At 61.0% G+C, this 21,792-nt stretch carries 21 protein-coding genes; 1 reads left to right on the top strand and 20 read right to left on the bottom strand.

The window, feature by feature from the left end; all coding sequences use genetic code 11:
• Positions 1-64 precede the first annotated feature (64 nt).
• The 4 genes from bglA to QTJ18_RS24700 all read right to left on the bottom strand — a co-directional run bounded on the left by bglA (position 65) and on the right by QTJ18_RS24700 (position 5,482).
• The gene (gene bglA / locus QTJ18_RS24715; protein WP_489667235.1) at positions 65-1,693 is read right to left on the bottom strand and encodes a beta-galactosidase BglA; all 1,629 of its coding nucleotides are present in this window, start codon (positions 1,691-1,693) and stop codon (positions 65-67) included.
• Positions 1,694-1,748: 55 nt separating this feature from the next.
• Entirely contained in the window at positions 1,749-2,912 is a 1,164-nt protein-coding gene (locus QTJ18_RS24710) for a carbohydrate ABC transporter permease (protein WP_252753811.1), read from the bottom strand.
• Between the two features lies 1 nt (position 2,913).
• Complete coding sequence (locus QTJ18_RS24705; protein WP_252753810.1) at positions 2,914-3,927, bottom strand: carbohydrate ABC transporter permease; 1,014 nt, start codon at positions 3,925-3,927, stop codon at positions 2,914-2,916.
• Positions 3,928-4,120: 193 nt separating this feature from the next.
• The gene (locus QTJ18_RS24700; RefSeq protein WP_252753809.1) at positions 4,121-5,482 is read right to left on the bottom strand and encodes an ABC transporter substrate-binding protein; all 1,362 of its coding nucleotides are present in this window, start codon (positions 5,480-5,482) and stop codon (positions 4,121-4,123) included.
• A 283-nt stretch (positions 5,483-5,765) separates the two neighbouring features.
• Here QTJ18_RS24700 and QTJ18_RS24695 point away from each other — a divergent pair, with 283 nt between their 5' ends.
• Positions 5,766-6,791 carry a LacI family DNA-binding transcriptional regulator gene (locus tag QTJ18_RS24695; protein WP_252753808.1) on the top strand — a complete coding sequence of 342 codons (1,026 nt, stop codon included), beginning with the start codon at positions 5,766-5,768 and terminating at the stop codon, positions 6,789-6,791.
• Positions 6,792-6,840: 49 nt separating this feature from the next.
• Here the strand turns inward: QTJ18_RS24695 and folD are convergent, their stop codons facing one another.
• The 16 genes from folD to QTJ18_RS24615 all read right to left on the bottom strand — a co-directional run bounded on the left by folD (position 6,841) and on the right by QTJ18_RS24615 (position 21,735).
• Complete coding sequence (folD, locus tag QTJ18_RS24690; RefSeq protein WP_252753807.1) at positions 6,841-7,740, bottom strand: bifunctional methylenetetrahydrofolate dehydrogenase/methenyltetrahydrofolate cyclohydrolase FolD; 900 nt, start codon at positions 7,738-7,740, stop codon at positions 6,841-6,843.
• A gap of 225 nt (positions 7,741-7,965) precedes the next feature.
• Complete coding sequence (locus tag QTJ18_RS24685) at positions 7,966-10,104, bottom strand: GumC domain-containing protein (protein ID WP_252753806.1); 2,139 nt, start codon at positions 10,102-10,104, stop codon at positions 7,966-7,968.
• Between the two features lie 255 nt (positions 10,105-10,359).
• Positions 10,360-10,899, bottom strand: coding sequence for a hypothetical protein (locus QTJ18_RS24680; RefSeq protein ID WP_252753805.1), 540 nt, complete (start codon positions 10,897-10,899; stop codon positions 10,360-10,362).
• On the bottom strand, positions 10,899-11,264 hold the full coding sequence (locus QTJ18_RS24675; protein WP_252753804.1) for a hypothetical protein: 366 nt from the start codon (positions 11,262-11,264) through the stop codon (positions 10,899-10,901). Before QTJ18_RS24675 ends, QTJ18_RS24680 begins: the two co-directional genes overlap by 1 nt.
• Before the next feature lie 26 nt (positions 11,265-11,290).
• Entirely contained in the window at positions 11,291-11,851 is a 561-nt protein-coding gene (locus QTJ18_RS24670) for a rod-binding protein (RefSeq protein ID WP_252753803.1), read from the bottom strand.
• 177 nt (positions 11,852-12,028) lie between these two features.
• Positions 12,029-12,439: a hypothetical protein gene (locus tag QTJ18_RS24665; protein WP_252753802.1), complete on the bottom strand. Its 411-nt coding sequence runs from the start codon at positions 12,437-12,439 to the stop codon at positions 12,029-12,031.
• A gap of 7 nt (positions 12,440-12,446) precedes the next feature.
• The gene (gene fliR, locus QTJ18_RS24660) at positions 12,447-13,199 is read right to left on the bottom strand and encodes a flagellar biosynthetic protein FliR (RefSeq protein WP_252753801.1); all 753 of its coding nucleotides are present in this window, start codon (positions 13,197-13,199) and stop codon (positions 12,447-12,449) included.
• Positions 13,196-15,283 (bottom strand): flagellar biosynthesis protein FlhA, encoded by a 2,088-nt coding sequence (gene flhA / locus QTJ18_RS24655; protein WP_252753800.1) that lies wholly within the window; start codon positions 15,281-15,283, stop codon positions 13,196-13,198. The genes fliR and flhA overlap by 4 nt, the downstream gene beginning before the upstream one ends.
• Positions 15,284-15,403: 120 nt before the next feature.
• Positions 15,404-15,670: a flagellar biosynthesis protein FliQ gene (gene fliQ / locus QTJ18_RS24650; protein ID WP_252753799.1), complete on the bottom strand. Its 267-nt coding sequence runs from the start codon at positions 15,668-15,670 to the stop codon at positions 15,404-15,406.
• A gap of 81 nt (positions 15,671-15,751) precedes the next feature.
• The gene (gene flgD / locus QTJ18_RS24645) at positions 15,752-16,222 is read right to left on the bottom strand and encodes a flagellar hook assembly protein FlgD (RefSeq protein ID WP_252753798.1); all 471 of its coding nucleotides are present in this window, start codon (positions 16,220-16,222) and stop codon (positions 15,752-15,754) included.
• On the bottom strand, positions 16,213-16,662 hold the full coding sequence (gene flbT, locus QTJ18_RS24640; RefSeq protein ID WP_252753797.1) for a flagellar biosynthesis repressor FlbT: 450 nt from the start codon (positions 16,660-16,662) through the stop codon (positions 16,213-16,215). Before flbT ends, flgD begins: the two co-directional genes overlap by 10 nt.
• Entirely contained in the window at positions 16,659-17,006 is a 348-nt protein-coding gene (gene flaF / locus QTJ18_RS24635) for a flagellar biosynthesis regulator FlaF (RefSeq protein ID WP_252753796.1), read from the bottom strand. The genes flbT and flaF overlap by 4 nt, the downstream gene beginning before the upstream one ends.
• 37 nt (positions 17,007-17,043) lie before the next feature.
• A complete protein-coding gene (locus QTJ18_RS24630; protein ID WP_252753795.1) occupies positions 17,044-18,126 on the bottom strand; it encodes a flagellar hook-associated family protein in 1,083 nt (360 codons plus the stop codon).
• Positions 18,127-18,130: 4 nt separating this feature from the next.
• Positions 18,131-19,618 carry a flagellar hook-associated protein FlgK gene (gene flgK, locus QTJ18_RS24625; protein ID WP_252753794.1) on the bottom strand — a complete coding sequence of 496 codons (1,488 nt, stop codon included), beginning with the start codon at positions 19,616-19,618 and terminating at the stop codon, positions 18,131-18,133.
• 31 nt (positions 19,619-19,649) lie between these two features.
• Positions 19,650-20,855 (bottom strand): flagellar hook protein FlgE, encoded by a 1,206-nt coding sequence (locus tag QTJ18_RS24620; protein ID WP_252753793.1) that lies wholly within the window; start codon positions 20,853-20,855, stop codon positions 19,650-19,652.
• 208 nt (positions 20,856-21,063) lie between these two features.
• Positions 21,064-21,735, bottom strand: coding sequence for a response regulator transcription factor (locus QTJ18_RS24615; protein WP_252753792.1), 672 nt, complete (start codon positions 21,733-21,735; stop codon positions 21,064-21,066).
• Positions 21,736-21,792: the final 57 nt, after the last annotated feature.

Here is a 21,792-nt window from a genome sequence, read left to right as displayed (position 1 = left end):
CCATGTCAGGAGAGTGGTCTTTGCCTTGCGCCGGCCGGGAGGAACGACCTCCCGGCCGGCAATCTCATGCCAGGCGCGCGAAGAAGGCGCCCCAGGGCGGCAGCGTTACCTGGCGCCCGTCCAATTCGGTCTCGAAACCGTGGCCGGCGAGGCTTTCCCATGTGCCCGGAGGCAGTTCGCTGACAGTCTCTACGGCACTCATGTTGAAGATGCAGAGCAGCGTCTGGTTGCCGTAGGTTCGGGTATAGGCCAAAACCGCCTCGCCCGGCGGCAGGAAGACGATATCGCCCTTGGCAAAGGCCGCATATTCGCGCCGGAAGGCGAGGAAACGCCGGTAGTGCTCCAGCACCGAGGCGTCATCGCCCGACTGCACATTGACGGCCCGCAGCTGGTGCTCGACCGGAATGGGGAGCCAGCTCCGCTCCGCCGTCGAAAAGCCCGCCTGAACGGCGTGATCATCCCAGACCATGGGCGTGCGGCAGCCGTCGCGACCCTTGAATTCCGGCCAGAACTGGATGCCGTAGGGATCCTGGAGATCGGCATAGGCGATATCGGCTTCGGTCAGTCCCAGTTCTTCGCCCTGATAGATACAGACGGAGCCGCGCTGCGACAGGAGAATGGCCGCCAGGAGTTTGGCAAAGGCATCACGGTCGAGCACCTCGCTTCCCCAGCGGGAAACATGGCGCACCACGTCATGGTTGGAAAAGGCCCAGCAGGCCCAGCCCTCCGGCGCTGCGGCGGCGAAATCCCGCTGCACATCGGCAACCCGCTGCGGCGTCAGCGGATCGGGCGCCAGAAATTCGAAGGCATAGCACATCTGCATCTTATCACCGCCGGAGGTGTATTCGCCGACAATTTCCAGACCGCGCTGGCTGTCTCCCACCTCGCCGACGGCGGCAATGGCCGGGAATTCATCGAGGACGGCGCGGAAGCGCTTGAGAAAATCCAGGTTTTCCGGCCGGTTCTTGTCGTAGATATGCTCCTGGAAATTGTAGGGATTGACCGCAGGCGCCGTCGAGGCATTGCGCCGCTCGGGCGCCAGAGACGGGTTGTCGCGCAATTGCCGGTCATGAAAATAGAAGTTGATCGTATCGAGGCGGAAACCATCGACGCCACGGCGCAGCCAGAAGCGGACGACCTCCAGAAGCGCATCCTGGACCTCCGCATTGTGCAGATTGAGGTCGGGCTGCGATGTCAGGAAGTTGTGCAGGTAATACTGCATGCGCGTCGGATCCCAGGCCCAGGCGGAGCCCCCGAAGATCGACAGCCAATTGTTCGGCGGCGTGCCATCCGGCTTCGGATCGGACCAGACATACCAGTCTGCCTTGGGATTGACGCGGCTCGAGCGGCTTTCGATGAACCAGGCATGCTGATCCGAACTGTGGGAGATGACGAGGTCGATCATCACCTTGATTTTCAGGCGATGTGCCTCGGCAATCAGCCCGTCAAAATCCGAGAGGGTTCCGAACATCGGATCCACATCGGCATAATTCGACACGTCGTAACCGAAATCCTTCATCGGCGACGGAAAGAAGGGCGAGATCCAGATGGCGTCCGCACCGAGCGCCGCGATATGCGGCAGCCGCGCGGTAATGCCTTTCAGATCGCCGATGCCGTCGCCGTTGGAATCCTGGTAGGAGCGCGGATAGATCTGATAGATGACCGCGCCGCGCCACCAATCGGCATCTGGCACGTCAGAGGTCTGAGGTGAAGCAATCATAGCGATGAAACCTTGAAAGACAAAAAGCTCAGCCGCCCTTGACCGAACCGGCAAGGAGGCCGCGCACCAAATAACGTTGAAGTCCAAAAAACACCAGCAGCGGCACCAGGATGGTAATGAAGGCGGAGGCCGTCAATATTTCCCAGTTGCCGCCGCGCGAACCGAGAAGCGCATTGAGCGCGCCGGTCAGGACAAGCTCGTTGCGGCCCGTGCCAAGGAAGACGATCGCCACCAGAAGGTCGTTCCACACCCAGAGGAACTGGAAGATCGCGAAAGAGGCCAGTGCCGGGAAGGACAGCGGCAGGACGATCTTGAGGAAGATCTCGAAATCAGAGGCGCCGTCGACGCGGGCGCTTTCGATGATCTCCTTGGGAAGACCGGAAATATAGTTGCGCAGCAGGTAGATGGCGAGCGGCATGCCAAAGGCGGTATGGGCAAGCCAGATCCCGGCATAGGTCTTTGACGAGGTGCCGAGGAACTGCCCGAACTCGTTATAGAGCCGCAGAAGCGGGATCAGCGACATCTGCAAAGGCACGACGATGAGGCCGACGACCACGGCGATGATGATCGCCCGGCCGGGAAAGTGCATCCAGGAGAGCGCATAGGCGGCGAAGGCGGCAATCAGGATCGGAATGATGGTTGCCGGAATGGTGACCGTCAGGGAGTTGATGAAGGCCTGCCCGATCCCCTCACCGGCCAGAACGGTCTCGTAATTCTGCAGGGTGAATTCGGGCGGCGAGGCGACCGACAGATAGATCCGCTTGCCGCGGGAGCCTTCGAAGGGTGCGTTCTTGGTATAGACGTAGGATCCGTCGCTTTCGACCGACAGCGTCTCGCCATCGCCCAGATCGGCCGGCTCCCCTGCCTTGAACGCTGCGGGATCCTGAATGCGCACGCCGAAGGCGCTGACGGTTCCGCCCTGCCCTTCCTCGAAGACCGAGCCGGTGATGACGTAATTGCCGCCCTCCTGGCGGGCGCTCGACGGGTCGCCGAGCCGTCCGGCGCTGGTCTGCGTGGAACTGCCGAATGCGGTCCACCAGCCGGATGTGGTGATCTGATCCTTGTCGCGCACCGAGGTGACGAGAATGCCCAGTGTCGGGATCAGCCACAGGATGGCGATCGCCAGCACGCAGACATGGACGATCAGCCGCGGCAGGCCGACACGCTTGAGGCGGGTGGTGAGGCTCGGCATGTCAATGTCCCCCTGCGTCGCGATTGGCCTGCCGGATATTCCACACCATGATCGGCGTGACGGCCGCCATGATGATGAGCGCGATGACGGCGCTTCGACCGCTGTCGCCGCCGCCGCGGAACATCCAGTCGAACATCAGATTGGCAAGCACCATCGTGTCCCACTGGCCGTTGGTCATGGTCAGAACGATGTCGAAGACCTTGAGGACAAGGATCGTGATCGTGGTCCAGACGACGGCGATCGTCCCCCAGATCTGCGGCACCATGATCTTCCAGAAGATCTGCCAGCCATTGGCGCCGTCGATCACGGCGGCCTCGATGGTTTCCTCGGGTATGCCGCGCAGGGCCGCCGACAGGATCACCATGGCAAAGCCGGTCTGGATCCAGATCAGGATAACCATCAGGAAGAAGTTATTCCAGAAGGGCATGGCGATCCAGACCTCGGGATCGCCGCCCAATGCGGTGACGATGGCGTTCAGAAGACCGATCTGGGTATCGCCCGCCCCGCGATATTCATAGATGAACTTCCAGATGACCGAGGCGCCGACGAAGGAGATCGCCATCGGCATGAAGACGATGCTCTTGGCGATATTGCCCCACCAGATGCGGTCGGTCAGCACGGCAATGACAAGGCCGAAGAAGGTGCAGGCGGCCGGCACCACCGCCAGCCAGAGGATGTTGTTGAAGATCGACTGGCGGAAGCCCGCATCGAACAGTGCCCAGCGATAATTGGAAAGCCCGACGAATTGCTGGCCGCCGCGATCGTAGAAGGACAGGATGAAGGTGGCGATGACCGGATAGACGAGGTAGATGCCGAGGAGGGCCAGAGCGGGGCCGAGGAACAGCCAGGGCCGCACCACGGCACGGCGGTTGAGGTTGCGCGATGCCTGGATCACATCCCCGTCACGCACCGGAAGCGCCAGGTTGAGAAGCCTGTCGGACAGCCAGTAATAAAGCGCGCAGGCAAACACGCCAACCACCATCACGCCGACGGCTCCGACGATCTGCGAGACCATATCCCCTCCTCACGGGTCCCCTCAGGACCGGTTCATTCCGGCTTTTGCCGCCGGTACTATGCTCTCTGCTGGGCCTGCTTCCATGTCTGCTGTTATGCTGCCGCCTTGTCTGCCGCAAACTCAGCTGACGTTTCTGCCAGGGCGCCTCGCGCCGCCGCAAGAGCCGGCGGCGCGAGGCATCATTGTCCCTCGATTATTTTAGGCCGTCCCAGGCCCGCTGGATGTCATCGCCGACCGCCTGGGCGGATTTGCCGCCGACGAAATCGACCATGCCGGTCCAGAAGGCGCCCGCGCCGATCTTGCCGGGCATAAGGTCGGAGCCGTCGAAGCGGAACGTGGTTGCGGTGGTCAGGATCTCGCCCTGCTTCTTCAAGGCGTCGTTTGCATAGGCCTCGGTCTTGACGCCCTTGAACGGCGTCAGGAAGCCGGACTGCGCCATCCACACTTCATGCGCGATCGGTGTCTTCAGGAACTCGATGAAGGCGCGGGCCGCCGGCGAATCCTTGGTAATCGTCACCAGCGTGCCGGCGCCCAGAACCGGCGTTCCAAGCTCCGGCTTGGAGGCGTAGGTTGGCATGTAGAAGAAATCCGCATCCGTCCCCAGCTCGGTGCCTTCGGGGAAGAAGGTCGGGATGAAGGAGGCCTGGTGATGCAGGTAGCATTTGGGCGGGATGCCGAAGAGGCCCTTCGGGCTGTCGCGGAAATCGGTGGAGGCAACGGCTGCAACGCCACCGGAGACGTATTTCTCGTTCTTGGCAAACTTGCCGAATTCCTCGATCACGCTGACGATCTTCTGGTCGTTGAACTTCGCTTCGTTCGTCACCCACTGGTCATAAGTTTCCGGCGTGTTCATCCGCAGCATCAGATCCTCCACCCAGTCGGTTGCCGGCCAGCCAGTCGCGCCGCCGGAGCCGAGGCCGATGCACCAGGGTGTGCCGCCGTCCTGAACGATCTGGTCGGAGAGCTGGAACAGCTCCTCCATCGTCTTCGGCACCTTGTAGCCGGCTTCCTCGAAATTTTCCGGCACGTACCAGACGAGCGATTTCAGATCCGCTTTGTAGGGAAAGGCGAAGAAGGCATCCTGGCCGTCCTTGCCCTTGTAGGTGCCGAGCTTGACCCAGGAATCGCCGGCGCCGTAATTCGTCTTCACCCAATTTGCCGTATCCTCCTTCAACGGCACGAGGAAGCCCTTGGAGGCGAGATCCTGCAGGAGGCCCGGCTGCGGCAGAATGGCGATATCGGGCGGCGAGCCGGCCTGCGTATCGATAACGATCTGCTGCTCGTAATTCTCGGAGGACGAATATTGGACATTGGCGCCCGTTGCCTCGTTGAAATAGGCCAGTACCGTACGGAACAGGGTTTCGTCGTCACCGCGCCAGGGTCCAAACACCGTCAGCGGCTGGCCCTTGATGTCGCCATGGGCGGCCTTGAAGTCCTCATAGCTCTTCCAGTTGAACTTGGCATCCTCGCCCGGGGCGAACTTAAGATCTGCAGCATAAACGGATGTTACGCCGAGAGTCATGGCAGCAACTCCGGCAAGCAATAGATGTTTCATGGTAATACCTCCCGTTTCCCAGATATGAATTCTGTAATTCCGGCTCTTTTTGGCCTCAAAGCGCTTTGAGTGGAAGAAGCCACGTCGTTCCGCTCCTGTCAAGACCTGCCGGTCCTGCCGCCTTTGGCCAAACTGTGGCATGATTTAGGGCGGGTGTCATGCACGTCCAATTTTTTGATGTCGCTTGTTCGACCGCCTGCTAGGTTCTGGACGCGCATTGACGAGCGGCGGCGGCCGGCACGGCAAAGAGCAAGGGCAAAGGCGCGCCGGGAGAGGTCTGATCGTGAATTTGAAGCAGTTGTCTGAGCTTCTGGGACTGTCGCAGACGACGATCAGCCGGGCGCTCAACGGCTATCCGGAGGTGAACGCCGAGACGCGGCAAAAGGTGATGCAGGTGGCCGCGGAAACCGGCTATCGCCCGAACCGGGCGGCACGGCGGCTGGCCACCGGAAAGGCCGGCTCTCTCGGCCTGGTCATGCCCATTTCGGATGAGCAGCCGGCCGATATGCATTTCGCCGAATTCCAGAGCGGCCTGGCGGACGAGTGCCTGAAGCACGACTTCCATTTCGTCATCATGCCGGCGCATCCGCAGCGGGAGGAGCAGGCCATTCGCGACCTCGTCAACAGCGGCAGCGTGGATGCCTATTATCTTGCCTATATGCGCGCCCGCGATCCGCGCATAGACATGGCGAAATCCCTGGCGCTCCCCTTCATCGTGCATGGCCGGTCGCTCGGAATCGCCGAAGACTATCCCTTTCTCGATGTCGATAATGAGGATGCCTTCGATGCGGCAGCACGCCATCTTCTGGCACTGGGTCACCGCCGCTTCGGCCTGATCAACGGGCCGGGCGATCTCGATTTCGCCTGCCGCCGGCAGATCGGCGTCGAGAGGGCGCTCGCCGACCGCGGACTGCGGCTCGAACCGGAGGCCTGCAGCAATACGGTGATGAGCGACGCGAATGGCTATGTGCAGATGACGCGGCTTCTGCGCCTGGACCCGCGCCCGACCGCCATTCTGTGCGCGAGCACCGTCCTGGCGCTTGGCGCCGTGCGGGCGGTTCGGGAAGCGGGATTGCAGATGGGCCGCGACATCTCGCTGATCGCCCATGACGACGACCTGATGCTGCTGAAACCGGAGCATTTTTCCACACCGCTGACGACGACGCGCTCATCGTTGCGCGAAGCGGGCCGGAGGATCGCGGCGCGGCTCATCGCCGCCGTGACGGAGCCGGAGACAGTGATGCCGCAGCAGGAATTGTGGAAGGCGGAGCTGGATATCCGCGCCTCCACCGGCCCCGCACCGCCCTGACCGGTTGCGAGGGCTTAGCCCCGGCAGGCTCAGCGGCTTTTCCTGCGCATCAGAAGGTCGGGATCGGGCGTCCAAGAGACCTGTAGGCGGCGACCACCGTATTGGCCATCAGCATGGCGATGGTCATGGGGCCGACACCGCCCGGCACAGGCGTGATCGCGCCGGCACGTTCCGCGCATTCCTCGTAAGCCACATCGCCGACCAGCCGCGTCTTGCCTTCACCGAGTTCGGGCGCATCGATGCGATTGATGCCGACATCGATGATCGTGGCGCCCGGCTTGACCCAGTCCTTCTTGACCATGAAGGGCCGGCCGACGGCCGCCACCAGAATATCGGCCTGGCGGCAGACGGACGGCAGGTCCTTGGTGCGCGAATGGGCCATGGTGACGGTGGCATTGGCAGCCAGCAGCAAAAGCCCCATCGGCTTGCCGAAGAGGTTGGAACGGCCGATGACGACGGCATTCAGACCGGATAGATCCGCGCCATGGAGATCGCGCAGCAGGATCATGGCGCCGGCCGGGGTGCAGGATACCAGCCCGCTGGCCAGATCGCCGCTTGCCACCTTGCCGGCATTCACCACCGTCAGGCCGTCAACATCCTTTTCCGGACGCACCAGCTGCGTCACCGGTTCCGCATCGAGATGGCCGGGGAGCGGCAGCTGAACGAGAATGCCGTGCACGGCGGGGTCCGCATTCAGTTTGGCGACCAGCGATTCCAGCTCGTCCTGCGTCGTCTCCTCCGGCAGGCTGTATTGCATGGAGTTGAAGCCGCATTGCTTGGCCATACGGCTCTTGGCATTGACATAGGCGTGGCTCGCCGGATTGTTGCCGACGATCACCACGGCAAGACCGGGCCGGATCCCGGCCTCGCTCTCCAGCACGGCGGCGGCATTTGCCACCACGCCCGTCAGATTGGCTGCTCTCTGCTTTCCGTCGATAATGGTGGCCATGCGCTGCTCCTTGCCGGATCCGGACGCCGATGCCCGCCTGCTGCGGCAAGCGGACCTCTCCCCGATGTCGATGCCGGAGCCCGTCCTATCGGACAGAGGCGGCAAAGACCATCCGGGCGCGCGGGCTCCTGTTCTGGCAGAAGCCTATAATACCAAATCTCCGGGATAGGAACCCGGTCTCCCAGGTCTTTGACCGCCGTGACCGACACACCCTTTGGCTCGCGCTCAGCCGCGCGAGGCAGTGCGCCGTGGCATGGCCGCAAGCAGCGCGTGCCCGTGATCTTCGCCGCTTCGATCCTCGGTGATCCGCTCTTCCATCTGGCGACGGAGAATGGCGATCCCCTGTTTCAGCCGCATGAGCTCCTCGTGATCGGACAGCGGCGCCGTTTCGGCCTGTTCGGTCGTCCCGATCGGATGCCGATCCAGGATCTCGGCCAAAAGAGCCGGCAGCGGCCGATCGCCGGAGGGCGCGGCGCGGTGTGCCAGAAGCATTGTCTCCAGCCGGTGCTGCTGCACGGCCTGCCGCTGACCATCATCATTGGCCGCCAGCCGCTTGAACAGGAGACCGGCGCCCTGCGGAGCCGATCCGCTGCGCTGCGCCGCACCCTCCCGGCCAGCCTCATGGGGGATCTCATGGAAAGTCTTGTGGGAAATCTCTTTGGCGACCTTTTCGGCGACCTCTTGGGCAACCTCTTTGGCGACCTCCTGGGCGATCCGGTAATAGTCGTCGAAGGAGGGCATTGTCATGGGCACAATCGGCGCAACCGGCGCAACCGGCACGCGTTCCGCAGCGTGGTGAGCCGGAGCCCGGGGCACCCCGTGTTCCAGGGCCTTGATCGGCGCAGAAGGTGCAGGACCTTCAGCGGGCAGAGAGCCGGCCGGCCTTTGCGCTGCCGAAACCATGGGCGGCCCGCCAGCCGGTGGGCGGGCGGGGGCGATCGCCGCCATCAAGGCCTCCGTGCCGGGCTCCGTCCGGCGCGCCCAAACCTTCTCGTGCTGCGCGGCTGGCTGTCTTCCACGCGAGGGCAGAACTGCGCCCGCCAGACAAGACAAAGCCAGCGCGCCCATGAGCGACGACAGCCAGGCCGGCAAGCCGCTCGACTCCACATCGGCAAGCCTTGCCGGCGGCAAGCGTGTCACGGATTGCGCGGCGCTGTCGGCATTGGCGCGCGACCGGTCCAGGGCCTGCAGATAGGCCCGCCGCGCCGCATCAACCTCGGCCTCTCGCGCCATCTTCAATCCGGCAGTCTCGGCCTGCGGCAAAGCCTGCAAACCGGCAAGCCGCGTCTCGATCTCGCCTTGCTGCTGCTTCAGCCCCTCGACATTCTGTTTCAGGCCGGCTGCCAGGCCCGCGACCACTTTGGCGATGGCTGCGCGGGCATCCTCCTCGGCAGCCTTTGCCGCCACGAGTTTCGGATGACGCGGCCCGAGCGCCTCGGAGAGCTGCTGGACCTTGAGCAAAGCATCCTGATGGCGGCGGCGCGCATCTTCGAGGCCGGAATCCATCCCCGCCTCCGCCAGGGTCTTAGGCAGGATCTCCGGCAGGTTCTGCGCCAGGATGTCGTCCACGTTCAGGCCCGCGACCTGGGTCAGCCGCGCCTTTGCATCCGACAAGCGGGATTCGACTGCGGCTTTTTCGGCAAGCAGAGCCTGTCGATCCGCGGTCCAGATCCTGTAGGCCTCCATGTCGGCCGGTGAAATCTCGATCGCCTCATAGGCCCCCTGGGCCTCTTCCAGTTGTTTGCGGGCCGTATGCACGCCGGCGCGAAGCGCTTCGCCGCCGCGGCCGCCGGATACTGCCAGAAGGTCGGCGACGGCATTGGCTGCCAGAACCGCGCGCTGCGGGTCCTTCGTCTCCGCGACAATGGCCATGCGGACGAGCCGACCCACCGGATCGCCCTCGTCATGCGCCGCGTCGCCCGCTGCGGCATCGTCGCGCCGCAGCGATATCGCCCCGGCAAGAGCCCGTCTTTCGTCATCCTCCATCGCCGACAGACGCATGTCGCGTCTGGTCACGAGGTCTGACAGGAAGCCGAAGACCGACTGGGTCTGCGCCTCTGCGAGACCTGGCGCCTCTGTTTTCATATGCCGGATCGCGGCATCGAGGAAGGTCGATGTCTGCAGGCTCCTCTTGGCATCCGCCAGGAAAGCATCGGCCTGCCTGCCGTCCGCGTCGCGCAGCAGCAGGTCCGTCTCGACCCTGTAGCTGCGGGCCATCTGGGACGGCATGAAAAGCGGCGCAGAGGCACCGCCCAGGGCAGCCGCAAGAAGCACGAGGGTCTTCCACAGGCTGCCTGCCGGTCTTTGCCGTTCCGTCGGACGCTCTTCAGTGCTGCGTCCGTCTCGCCGTTCAGAGGAAACCATGTGCCCACCACTGCTGCGGTCGCGGCGCAGGGCCGCCAATTGTTAAGCCATTGTGAATGGACAAGGCAAACAAAAGGTTAATGCCGTTTGGGGATCAACGGTTTGGAAGGCGAAGCAGACGGAAAAACGCCCGGAAATTCAGAACACGGAAAGACCAATCTGAGAAAAGTCCAGCCGTGAAGGGTTTGAGACGCCGGAGCGGCGGCTCAAGGCGGAAAGCTGTGGTCCGAGGGGCGTCGATGCGGTCGGTTCGCCTCAATGGCCGGTGCTGGCCGGCGCCTCGACCTTGGCGCCTTCAACGATCTTGATCGGCGCCACTTGTTTGCTCGGGCTGCGATCGCCATTGGCACGGATGTCGTCCTTCGACATGTAATCCAGTTGCTCGACCAGCACTTCGAGAACGTAGTCATCCCCAAGGTCCTTGTTCAGCGTCTGTTTCAGCATGTCGCGGAAGCCGTTCAGATCGAAGGCTTTGGTATCGGAGAGATTGACCATCCTGTTGCCGACGAGCAGGGTGAACAGCTCGTCGGTCATCAGTTCGGTAACGGGCAGATGCACGCCCTTGATCTTCTGCTTGTCCATCATGAAGGAAATGCGGGTGAGGAAATAGCCCTGCACCGCGCCATCCGACAGCATCGGGATATTGATGGTCTCACCCTTCACGAGTTCGGATTTCTCCTTCATCAGCGTCGCCTCATCCACCGGAGGCTCCGGCAGCGACATCTGGACGGAAAAATAGACTGCGCCCAGCGTCACGACGCAGACCCAGAGACCGGTGAGGATGAGCTTGACCATCAGACTTCGCTGTAGATGAACTGTTCTTGCGTGTAGGTGCCGTCGCCATCGGCGTCACGGGCGGCATTCTTCAACAGGTCTGCCACGGTGCGCACCGCATGCAGATGAGCCTCGACCCGGCGGGCATTCAGCGTCAGCTTTGCCTTCAGCGCATGCATCTGCTCGATATGATTGACCGCGAATTCCGTGGGATTGGTGCCGCGAAACAGCATGGTCAGTTCATAGAGGCAGCGGCTCTTATGCGCATTCGATACTTTCAGATCGAATTGGGGATCCGTGCCGATCCGATCATTCTCGTTGTCGATGATCATTTCCAGCCGGCCGAGAACCGTCTTTATCCGGTAATCCGTCGAGACAACATCCATAGCTTCTGTTCCTGTCATGTTCATTATCAAGCCTCAGTCCGCTCGCTGGGGGCGAGATCGAGTACTTTGCGTTGGAAATCGTCAATCATGCTGAGAGACCGGTTACGGCTGTCTTCGTCCGTTGCGGCATTGGGCGTCGCTTCGTTGCGCAGGCGCTGGAGCGATTGCGAATAGACCTGTTCGGCAATGCCGATGCCGCCATTGCGCGACATCTGGTCGGCAATCTGCTCGGACATCATGCTCTGCCAGAATTCGCCGGCCGATCCCTTGCCGTAGACTTCCTCGGAATCCTTCGGCATCATCGTGTTGACGAAATTCTGCAAAATGCTGGCTTCAAACTTCCGGTATTCTTCGGGCATCTTCTCCGTGCCGGCTGCGCGTGCATCGGCATGGGTGAGGTTGGCCTTGGAGGCGGCATTGTCGAGAAGGTCGACGGCCGCCGAAAATCCGTTGCCGGCAGCGGCCAGGCTGGAGGCCGCGAAATTGGCCCGGTTCGCGTTCAGTTTCGCCTGTGCGGCCTGCACCTCTGAAGGGTCTGCGGCGCGCAGCACGTCAAGTACGAGATCGCTTGGAGGAGAGATCGCCACGTGAGCTTCCTTTCTTGTCAGTGGCGAAACTATGCTTTGTGAAGCTTGCTGCAGGCTGGCGTCCGTTTCGCAACCCGCTGATTGCGCGGTTTTTTTGAAAAACAACCAGTTGGCCGCGGTGGTCGCCAGGGCCGAAAATGCCTGATATCGTGGCGATCCAGACCCGTCTCGCCGTCCTCAGTAGGTCTTGCCGCCGCCCGGAATGAGGGTGATTTCCAGGAGGTCGAAGATCGCATTGTCTTCCCGCTCCCGGTCTTCGAGGCCGCGCGCCTCCTTCATCTGCTCCTCCAGCCTGTCGCCCTTGATGCGTTCGCGCCGGATATTGGCCTCCTGCACCTGCTGAACGCCGTTCAACTGCTGATCCTTCACCATCAGCCGGCCGAAACGTTCCGAATAGCCTTTGGCAAATTGCATATGCACCGGCGTCATCGAGCCGATGGCGCCGATGACGCTGTCCATCTGTTCGCTGACTTCGCCGCGCTGGCGCATGGTCTCGGCAAGATCGCCCTCCATCATCTTCTCGACATGCCGCTGGAGCGAAACGAGGCGTTTCAACTTCTTCGAGCGGGGTTGGCCACTGCTTGCCATGAGAACCTCAAAAGGAGTTGAAGACCGGCGCGAATCCGTCGGCGAACTGCCGCACCATGGCAGCAATCGCCAGATAGAGCATGAAAATGCCGCCGGTGATCAGATAGGGGGTCGAGATGAAGTAGACGGGAATCTGCGGTGCAAGCTTGTTGATAAGGCCGATCGCCACGTTGAAGAGCAGGCCGTAGATCAGGAAGGGGCTGGCCAGCCGCAGCATGATGTTGGTCGAGGCGCGCAGCGTATCGGTGAGGGTGATCAGCAATTTCTGCGGCTCCAGCACGGAACCGACCGGCGTGACCGAATAGGATTCGACCAGCGCGCGGAAGACGACATGATGAAAATCGAGCATGAAGAGCATCATCAGGCCGCTGAAGGTGATCAGGCTGGTCATCGCCGTATCCTGGCTGTCTTCCAGAACATCGTGACCGCCGGGTGCGGTGAAGCCGATTGCCATCGTCAGGATCGATCCGGTGAATTGCAGACCCAGCACATAGACCCTTGCAATCATGCCATACATGATGCCGATCAGCATTTCGGAGCCGATCAGGCCGATCATCGTGGCCGGCGAGGTGGAGACGCGCGGATAGAGCGTATCCCACAGCATGGGCAGAACGGCGAGAGAAAGGCCGAGCGCGAGGAAGAGCCGGATATTGGTCGGCACGCGCCCGCTGGAAAAGCCCGGCAGGGTCATGAAGCACCCTCCAATCCGGCAGAAAGCCAGAAAAAGTGCCAGCACGGTCCCCTGCGGGTCTGTGATCATGAAATCGAGCCCAGTATCTTGATGTCGAGCCCCTTCGCCAGCTCGACATGCGAGAGCACCGGCAGAGTCGGGAAGAGTCGCTCTATGATCATGCGCACATAGGACCTTGTTTCCGGCGAGGTGACAAGAACAAAGGGCAGGCCCCTGTCCATGAACTCACGGATAACTTTGCTGGCCTGCTCGCTGAATTCCTCCAGCGTGCGCGGATCGATATCGAATTCCAGCACCTCGCCCTTGCCGTCGCGCTTGAGCGCCTGGTGGAAGAGGAGATCCCACTTGCCGCCAAGCCGCAGAACCCGCAATTGACCATTATCGGCCAGGTCCCCGCACAATTGCTGGGCCATGCGCACACGCACATGCTCGACGATCTGCTCTGTCTTGCGCACATGCGGCGCCAGTTCGGCGACCGCCTCGAGAATGAGGTGGAGATTGCGGATGGAAACACGCTCCGCCAGCAGAAGTTTCAGAACCGCCTGCAGGCCGGAATAGGACATATGCGAGGTGCAGATCTCGTCCGCGAGCTTCTTGTATTCCGGATCCATCCGGTCGATCAGGATCTTCACATCCTTATAAGACAGAAGCTGCGGCAGGTTGTTGCGGATCACCTCGCTGAGATGGGTCAGAACGACGGAGACATTGTCGATGGGGTGGAAGCCCTCGCGCTTCAGGTCGTCGGCGAAGGCTTCGAGAATGGAAACGGCCGGCATGCCGAAGGCCGGTTCGCGGATCTCGTCGCCGGGAATGCTCGGCTTGCGACCGGAGCCCGTGATGACGAGGACGTCGCCGACGCGCAGCGTATTGGAGGCGATCGTCGTCCCGTGGATCCGGATCTGGTATGACTTTTCCGGAATGGTGATATCGTCCGCCACTTTGATTTCCGGCACGACGAAACCGTATTGCGTGGCGAATTTCTTGCGCATCTTGCCGACCCGGAAGGCGAGTTCCTGATGCGCGCCGAGAAGGCGGGTGGAGACCTGCTTGCCGAGGGCCAGCTCGATTTCCGCCGTCTTCAGCATGGATTTGACCGAATCCTTGTCGGATTCCTTCGTCTGGATCTTCTTCTTTTCCTCCGATTCGCGACGGATCCGGTTTTCCGCCTCGATCCGGCGCGGCACGATCCAGGCGCCGAAGCCCATGACGCCGCCAAGGGCGACAAATGGCAGGAAAGGCAGGCCGGGGACCACTGCGAGAAGCGTCATGAGGCCCGCGGCGACCCAAAGGGCGCGCGGATAGCCGCCGAGCTGATCGAGAACCGCCTTGTCGGCCGTGCCGGCCGTGCCGCCGCGGGTAACAAGAAGGCCGGCAGCCAGCGAGACGATGAGGGCCGGCACCTGCGAGACGATACCATCGCCGACCGAGAGCTTGACGAAGACATCGGCCGCTTCGCCGATGGCCATGCCATGCCGGAAATAGCCGATGACGATGCCGCCGAAGACGTTGATGGCGGTGATCAGAAGGCCGGCAACCGCATCGCCGCGGACGAATTTCGAGGCACCGTCCATGGCGCCGAAGAACATGCTCTCCTCTTCGAGCTCGCGGCGGCGCTTCTGCGCCTCCTTCTCGTCGATGATGCCGGCGGAAAGGTCGGCGTCGATCGACATCTGCTTGCCGGGGATCGCGTCGAGGGTGAAACGCGCGCCGACTTCGGCGATACGCGTCGCGCCCTTGGTGATGACGATGAAATTGACGGTGACGAGGATCATGAAGACGATCACGCCGATCATGAAGTCGCCGGACATGACGAGCGTGGCAAAGCCGGCAATCACGCCGCCTGCGGCGTCATGGCCCTCATGCCCGTGCGTCAGAATGGTTCGCGTCGTGGCGATGTTCAGCGCCAGGCGAATCATCGTCGAGATCAGCAGAATCGTCGGGAAGGACGAGAAGTCGAGAGGCTTCTGGATCCACAGGGCAACCATCAGGATCAGAACGGAGAAGGCGATGGAAAAGGCCAGCCCCATATCGATCATGAATGTGGGAATCGGCAGGAACAGAATGCACAGAATGCAGACAATGCCGAGGGCGAAGCCAATATCACGCCCGTTCGGGCTGACCTTGGGAATGGATAATGCCGGAGGTTGCGCCATCGATAATCCGTCTCTTCATGAGAGGGTGGCACGGACTGAGCCATGCCGGTTTATCGTCACTTTACAAAGTGAAGCTTGCGCGAGGATGGCATGACGCCGAAAGGCCCGCCCTGCGCGCCCTCAGAAGCCTGACTGGATGCGCGAAAAGACGAGCTGGGCAAACAGGTTGATCTGGCTGCCGATAAAGGGGGCCGTCAAGCCGACGGTCAGCAGGATAGCGACGATCTTCGGGACGAAGGTCAGCGTCATTTCCTGCACCTGCGTGAGCGCCTGGAGAAAGGCGATGACCACGCCGACCACCATGGCGACCAGGATGGCCGGTCCAGAGGCGATCAGGACGGTTCGCATCGCGGCCTGCATGACTTCCAATGCATCGGCTTCGTTCATCCGAGCCTCTCCTTCCCCCGGATCATCCAGGGTGATTCGACCAGCCCGTTTTACCGGGCCTGTCCGACGACGTCGAGCCGCCTACTTTGTGTTGGACGTGCCGTCCGTCGTTTTTGCCTTCGCAGTGATGACATTGTCCGACACGGTGACGCCGGCCTGCAGCAGGACCTTCTTGTCGTCCTCGGTCAGCGCGATGACGCCGTCCGTATAGACCTGCATTTCCTTGATCTTGCCGGTGGTCGTCTGGTCGGCCGACATGATGTACTTGCCGACCATATCGGCGGCGCGGGTGAGCGCTTCCGCCTGAAGCATGCTTTTCAGATGGGTGTTCGTCTGGATCGTCTGCTCGACCTGCGAGAAGGAGGCGAGCTGCGAGATCTGTTCCGAGGCATCCATCGGAGAGGTCGGATCCTGGTTCTTCATCTGTGCGATCAACAGCTTGAGGAAGCTGTTATAGTTCACGGATGCCTTGTTCTGATCCGAAGTGGTGGCAGCGGCATTGGCCCAAGGATTGGTGGTCGCGGTCGTGCTGGAGACTGAACCTACCGCCACGGCGCAATCTCCCTGCGGATCTGTTCCACCGTCGCCGGGGTCATTTCCTGGCTGTTGAGGATACGATCTTCGATCGAGTAGAGACCGCGGATGGCCTTCAGGGCGTCGAAGGCACGGCCGCTGGCGACCATGGCATCGATGCGCTTCAGTTCGGCCAGGACCTCTTCGTCGCGGAAGCAGGTCAGCAGCATGGTGACCGACTTGCGGAACATCGACAGCGACTGTTCCTTGCCTTCCGGATTGATCAGCATCATCTGTGCGATGAAATAAAGCTGACGAAGCGGCGTCGTCGCGTCCTCCAGCTGGAGAACATGGTTTTCGAGCAGGAAGGTCACATCGTTGAGGAATTCCACGGCAACCTTCCGGTCGACCCGCAAAACGGCTCCGTTGATGAAGATTCTTTCGCCCGACTTCAGCGAGATGCGCAGCGTACTTTTCATTTAAGTCCATCCCTGATGATGGTGGTCACGTCAATGATACCTTGGAAGTTGTCCGACTGGCGGCGCCGTATCTGTTCGCATTCCTTCAAGATCCAGATTGCGATGGAGATAAGGTTGGCCCGCAGGTCGGTATTCAGTTCGTTTTCCGGTTGCCGTAGATCTTCGATAAATCGGATCCAGACGCGCCGCGTATAAAAGAGGGCTTCGATGGAGACGCGAGAATAGTCCTTTTCGTCGCGTGCTGCTTTCAGAAGCTCGATACACCGATCCAACGCTTGCCGTTCGCGGGTTTTGGCGTCGGCGACGTCATCCTCCATGATCTCGGCATATGAAAACTGGTACATTCATGTATCCTTCATTTTCATGGACTCCCTTTGATCATCAAAGGTAGTTGATAAGGCTCATTTTCTGCAGTTTCGACGTCAGCGTGTAAGCGGCTTCGAGAAGGGACTGCAATTGGGTAACCCGCGTTGCTGCCTCGTAAGGATCAACGGACTGAAGGTCGTTGACACTGACCTCCAGGATCTTCTTCTGCGCCTGCAGGCTGTCGGTCGCCTTGGCGATCCGTTCGCTGGACAGGCCGAGCTGGCTGCGCAGGTCCGAAACATCGGTCGAGGCGCGGCCGACGGCAGCCTGGGCGACATCGACGATGGCCGAACGCGTCGCATCCGTCGCCGTCGGCAGGAACTCGATCGCGACGATCGCGCCGAAGGTGAAATTGCGGAAGGCGGCATCATTGGCGTTGACGGAACTGGTGATCGTCTCGCTCGGGGTGATGCGCGTCGACATATTGGTGCTGGAGGCGCCGGATCCGAAAGCGGTCCAGAAATCCTCGCCGCCATGGCCGGTCTGCGGCGGATCGGTGACCGGCGTCTGACCGTTGAACTTCTTCTCCAGGTCGGCGAGGAAGGTCTTGGTCTGCGCGGCGGTCATGTCCGACTTGGAGGCAATGCCGTTATCCGTCAGGTACTTGTTCAGTTCCCGATCGACGGCTTCCTTCAGGGGCGAGTTCTGCTCCGTATAGGATGTCAGAGGCTTGACGTCGGTATTGGTGCCCGAGAACAGATATTCTCCGGCGGCGGACGAATTGCCGGCGGCGGTGAAGCCGTCCAGCGCCGCCTTCAGCGACAGCACGACCTGGTTGACGGTCGACTGGTTGTTGCCGAGACCGGTCAGAAGGCCGCTCGCCTTCGTGGCGTTGTCGGCCATGTTCTTCAGCGCGCCTTCGGACGAATCGATCCGCGTCTTGGCCAGCGCATTGGAGGCCTGCAGGCTCTCGATGCGCAGAAGTTCCCGCGTCAGGTCCAGGCTGCGCGTGGTGGAGGAGCCGAGCGAGACCCCCATATCCGCATGCTGTCCGGTCGAGACTTCCTTGTTGGCGTCGACCAGCTGCTTCTGGGCCTTCGCCATGGTCTGCGCAAGACTGCTTTGAACGCCGAGATTGGAACTGAATGATGTTTTCATGGGTCTAACCTACCGAATCCAGCAATGTCTTGATCATCTCGTCAACGGTGTTCAGCAATTTCGTTCCGGCCTTGTAGGACTGCTCGACTTCCAGCAGCAGGGACAGTTCCTCATCGAGGCTCACTCCGGTCGTATTAGAATATGCTTCGCTTGTGCGAGACATGAGTGCCGTCTTGGTTTCATCCGCTTTGCTGGCAGAACTGCGGATCGTCTCGAACCAGCCGGTCGAAGCGGTCGAGAAATTCAGCAAGGTCTGGAAGCCGCCGATTTCGGTTGCCGCGGCAAATTCCGGGAAGCGATCCGTTGCAGGCGCCTTACGCTGCCCGGTATCGTTGAAGAGGTCGGCATATTTCTTCAGCAGGTCCGAGTAACCGCTCGAATTGGTCGTGTTGCTGCCGTAGCCGGCGCCATTGATATTGCCGTCGCGCAGCTTGGCCGGATCGCCGCCGGGCGGTGTGACGGCCGAATTGATGCTGATGCGGAAGGCAAGGTTGTCGATGCCGCCGACGGTCCCGGTCGTCGAGCCGCTGTCGACGAAGAGGCCCATGCGCTCGTCGGTCGAAGGCGGGTTGGCCGTTTCCTTGAAGATGTCGATCAGGCGGTTGGCGATCTCGTCCATCTGCCGCTGGAATGTCGGTGCGATGTCGTCGCGGATCTGCAGCAGTGCCTGCAGCGAGCCGGACGCGGAGGTATCCCCACCCTTGCCGGGCGGCAGCGTGACGCCCTCGATCTGCACCTTGCCGCCGATTGTCGCGGCATCGTAGGTGACGGTCGGCGTGAAGGATACCTTGCGCGGGATCGTCTCGAACAACGTGGTGCCGTCCTTGGTATAAAGCGCCATATCGCCGTTTTCGCGGATCGTCGTGCGCACGCCGACGATTTCGCTGATCTTCTTGAGGAGCGAGGCCCGCTCGTCGATGGCGGAATTGGCGTCGCGGCCGGTCGCCGTCGCCTGGATCACTTCGTTGTTCTTGGCCTCGAAGCGCTCCAGAAGCTTGTTGAGGTTGCCGACCTGCTCGCTGATCTTCTTGTCGGCATCCGCGCGGATGTCCTGCAGCCCCTTCGACGTCTTGTTCAACGAATCGGTGAGGTCGCGTGCGGCGGAGATGGCGCCGGAGGCGAGCGTCTTGTCGCTCGGCTTTGCGGTATAGGATTCCAGCGCGCTGTAGAATTTCGTCAGATAGGTGTTGGGCGACAGGCCGTAATTATTGCCGCCCAGCAGGTTTGCGATCTGGCTGGTCAGACCCTCGACCAGCGTCTGCTGGCCGCTCGCATCCGACAGGCTGTCGAGAGCCTGGCGGAAGAGCGCTGCGTTTTCCTCCCGATAGACGGAGCCGACGCGTGCGCCGTCTTCCGTCGATACGATCATCACGGTTCGCTTGTTGTAGTCAGGGTTCTGCACATTGGAAATATTGGTTCCAATGACCGCCGATTGACGGGCGGTGTTGTTGAAGATGGCCTGAGCTGTGGACCGTGCAGAAGAAAGCGACATGGGTCTGCCTTTTATGCGTCACGCGACGCGATTAGCGCTTCAGGTTGACGAGAGTTTCCAGGAGTTCGGAGCCGGTCTGGAAGACTTTCGAATTGGCTGTGTAATTGCGCTGGGACTCGATCATCGAGGTCAGTTCGGACGCGATATCGACATTGGAATTTTCGAGCGTGTTCGACAGGATCTCGCCATAGCCGGAGCTGCCGGCATAACCCATGACCACCACGCCGGAATCCCGGCTCTGCGCGTAGACGTTGCCGGCCAGAGGCGTCAGATTGTTCGGGCTCTGCACATTGGCCATGGCGATGCGGTAGGTCGGGATCGACTGACCATTCTTGTAGAGAATGGAGACGATGCCGTCCTTGCTGATCTCGACCTTGTCGACCGCCGAGGCGCCCTTGCCATCGATATTGCCGGTGACCGAATAGGCCGCGCCGAGCTGCGACATCTGGCCGATGTCGATCTTCAGCGCCCCGAGCTCTGCTCCGTCAATGGTCTGGGCCGTCGTCGTCACCGGTGTCGTCGGCGCCGTCAGCTTGCCCGTGGCGTCGAAGGTGAGCGACGAGGTTGCAAGCGTGGTCACGGTGCCGCCGGCATCCTTGTAGCTGACGGTCAGCGACCAGGCATTTGCTGCCGTCTTCTCATATTCGAGATTGAGCAGGCGCGAATTGCCCTGCGAATCGAATGCGACGAGCGACGAGGATTTCTTGAAGCCGATCGCTTCATTGGCGGGCAGGTTGCCGGTCACGGAACCCTGGGTCGACGGGGTGGCCTTCAGGCCGCCGCCCTTGACGTTGATTTCCTGCAGACCTTCGAAACCGTTGATGACGATCGTCGGATCCTTGCCGGCTTCATAGGGATAGCCCATCAGCTTGAACCCGGCCGCATTGCGCAGCGAGCCGTCGGCCTGCGCTTCGAAATTGCCGGCGCGGGTCATGTATTTCGCGCCATCCGCACCCTGCACGATGAAAAAGCCATTGCCGTTGATGGCGAGGTCCGTGGTGGAGGTGGTGTAGCTGAACGAACCCTGGCTATCGATGGAGTAGCGCACATTGGTGTTCACGCCGCCGGAATTATACTCTCCGCCGCCGGAGGGCAGGACCATCGATGAGAATTCGGTCGTAGCTTTCTTGTAACCAACCGTGCTCGAATTGGCGATATTGTCGCCAACCGTGCCCAGCCTGTTCGCCTGTGCGTTCATTCCAGACACACCGGTCCGCATTGTTCCGTAAAGGCTCATGTCAAATCCTCGTTTTGCCTATGGGACGACATTAGACAGCGGGCCTTGCGTGAAGCTGTCTGTCGCGTCAGCTCCGGTGCTCGCTATGCGTGCCGCCAGATATCCAAAACCAGGCCCAAAATAAAAACCCCGGAAATCGAAGTCGATTTCCGAGGTCGAAGATAATTAATACTGGATTAGGACCTGTATTTCCTGAAGCGTAACTGTATCAACTCCAGTCGATACAATAGCCGAGGAAGCGCTTCGAATCGATCGGATCGAAATCGAGCTTTTTGCGCAGCTTCTTGCGCAGCTTGCTGATGTGGCTTTCCACGACGTTTTCTTCCACTTCGTCGTCGAAGATGCCGTAGATCGCGTTGAAGATCTGCGTCTTGGAAACGCGTCGGCCACGATTGGCGACCAAATATTCCAGGATGCGGCGCTCGCGGCGCGGCAAGGGGAAGATGTCGCCGTTGATTTCCGGATCACGCCCGTCATCGAAAACCCGGATCGGGCCGATATCGGTGTAATTGGTCAGCGCCTTGACGCGCCGCCGAATGGCCGCGGCCCGTGCCAGGATTTCCCTGGGATGAACCGGCTTGCGCACGACATCGTCCACGCCGCTGTCGAACAGCGCCAGCGTGGCTTCCAGCGAGGGTTGATCGCTGACCGCGATAACCGGTGCCGATGTTCTGTCGCGAATGGCACGCGGCAATTCCAGCGCGTGCTCGCTCTGCCCGATGAGAAAGGCTTCGACGGCAGCGATATCCATATCCGCTGCCGTATTGACCCATTCTCCGAATTCCTTGGGATCAAAACCTGTGGAAGGTACACCTTCACGCCCAAATAGTGAGGTGTAACCCTCTTTAACAAGCTCACGCTCATCAACCACTACGATCATTCGTCCGCCTCCGAATCAGTGTGGTGCCTCGATGTACTATGCGTACGAATCGACGGA

It is taken from the genome of Rhizobium sp. SSA_523, from assembly GCF_030435705.1.
Lineage (GTDB): Bacteria > Pseudomonadota > Alphaproteobacteria > Rhizobiales > Rhizobiaceae > Neorhizobium.
This window is presented reverse-complemented; position numbering and strand designations above follow the sequence as displayed.

Excerpts from the sequence above, each read along its gene's own strand:
- QTJ18_RS24710 (WP_252753811.1), bottom strand. The coding sequence starts at position 2,912 with ATGCCGAGCCTCACCACCCGCCTCAAGCGTGTCGGCCTGCCGCGGCTG.
- QTJ18_RS24705 (WP_252753810.1), bottom strand. The coding sequence starts at position 3,927 with ATGGTCTCGCAGATCGTCGGAGCCGTCGGCGTGATGGTGGTTGGCGTG.
- QTJ18_RS24700 (WP_252753809.1), bottom strand. The coding sequence starts at position 5,482 with ATGAAACATCTATTGCTTGCCGGAGTTGCTGCCATGACTCTCGGCGTA.
- folD (WP_252753807.1), bottom strand. The coding sequence starts at position 7,740 with ATGGCCACCATTATCGACGGAAAGCAGAGAGCAGCCAATCTGACGGGC.
- QTJ18_RS24685 (WP_252753806.1), bottom strand. The coding sequence starts at position 10,104 with ATGGTTTCCTCTGAACGGCGAGACGGACGCAGCACTGAAGAGCGTCCG.
- QTJ18_RS24680 (WP_252753805.1), bottom strand. The coding sequence starts at position 10,899 with ATGGTCAAGCTCATCCTCACCGGTCTCTGGGTCTGCGTCGTGACGCTG.
- QTJ18_RS24675 (WP_252753804.1), bottom strand. The coding sequence starts at position 11,264 with ATGGATGTTGTCTCGACGGATTACCGGATAAAGACGGTTCTCGGCCGG.
- QTJ18_RS24665 (WP_252753802.1), bottom strand. The coding sequence starts at position 12,439 with ATGGCAAGCAGTGGCCAACCCCGCTCGAAGAAGTTGAAACGCCTCGTT.
- fliR (WP_252753801.1), bottom strand. The coding sequence starts at position 13,199 with ATGATCACAGACCCGCAGGGGACCGTGCTGGCACTTTTTCTGGCTTTC.
- flhA (WP_252753800.1), bottom strand. The coding sequence starts at position 15,283 with ATGGCGCAACCTCCGGCATTATCCATTCCCAAGGTCAGCCCGAACGGG.
- fliQ (WP_252753799.1), bottom strand. The coding sequence starts at position 15,670 with ATGAACGAAGCCGATGCATTGGAAGTCATGCAGGCCGCGATGCGAACC.
- flbT (WP_252753797.1), bottom strand. The coding sequence starts at position 16,662 with ATGAAAAGTACGCTGCGCATCTCGCTGAAGTCGGGCGAAAGAATCTTC.
- flaF (WP_252753796.1), bottom strand. The coding sequence starts at position 17,006 with ATGTACCAGTTTTCATATGCCGAGATCATGGAGGATGACGTCGCCGAC.
- QTJ18_RS24630 (WP_252753795.1), bottom strand. The coding sequence starts at position 18,126 with ATGAAAACATCATTCAGTTCCAATCTCGGCGTTCAAAGCAGTCTTGCG.
- flgK (WP_252753794.1), bottom strand. The coding sequence starts at position 19,618 with ATGTCGCTTTCTTCTGCACGGTCCACAGCTCAGGCCATCTTCAACAAC.
- QTJ18_RS24620 (WP_252753793.1), bottom strand. The coding sequence starts at position 20,855 with ATGAGCCTTTACGGAACAATGCGGACCGGTGTGTCTGGAATGAACGCA.
- QTJ18_RS24615 (WP_252753792.1), bottom strand. The coding sequence starts at position 21,735 with ATGATCGTAGTGGTTGATGAGCGTGAGCTTGTTAAAGAGGGTTACACC.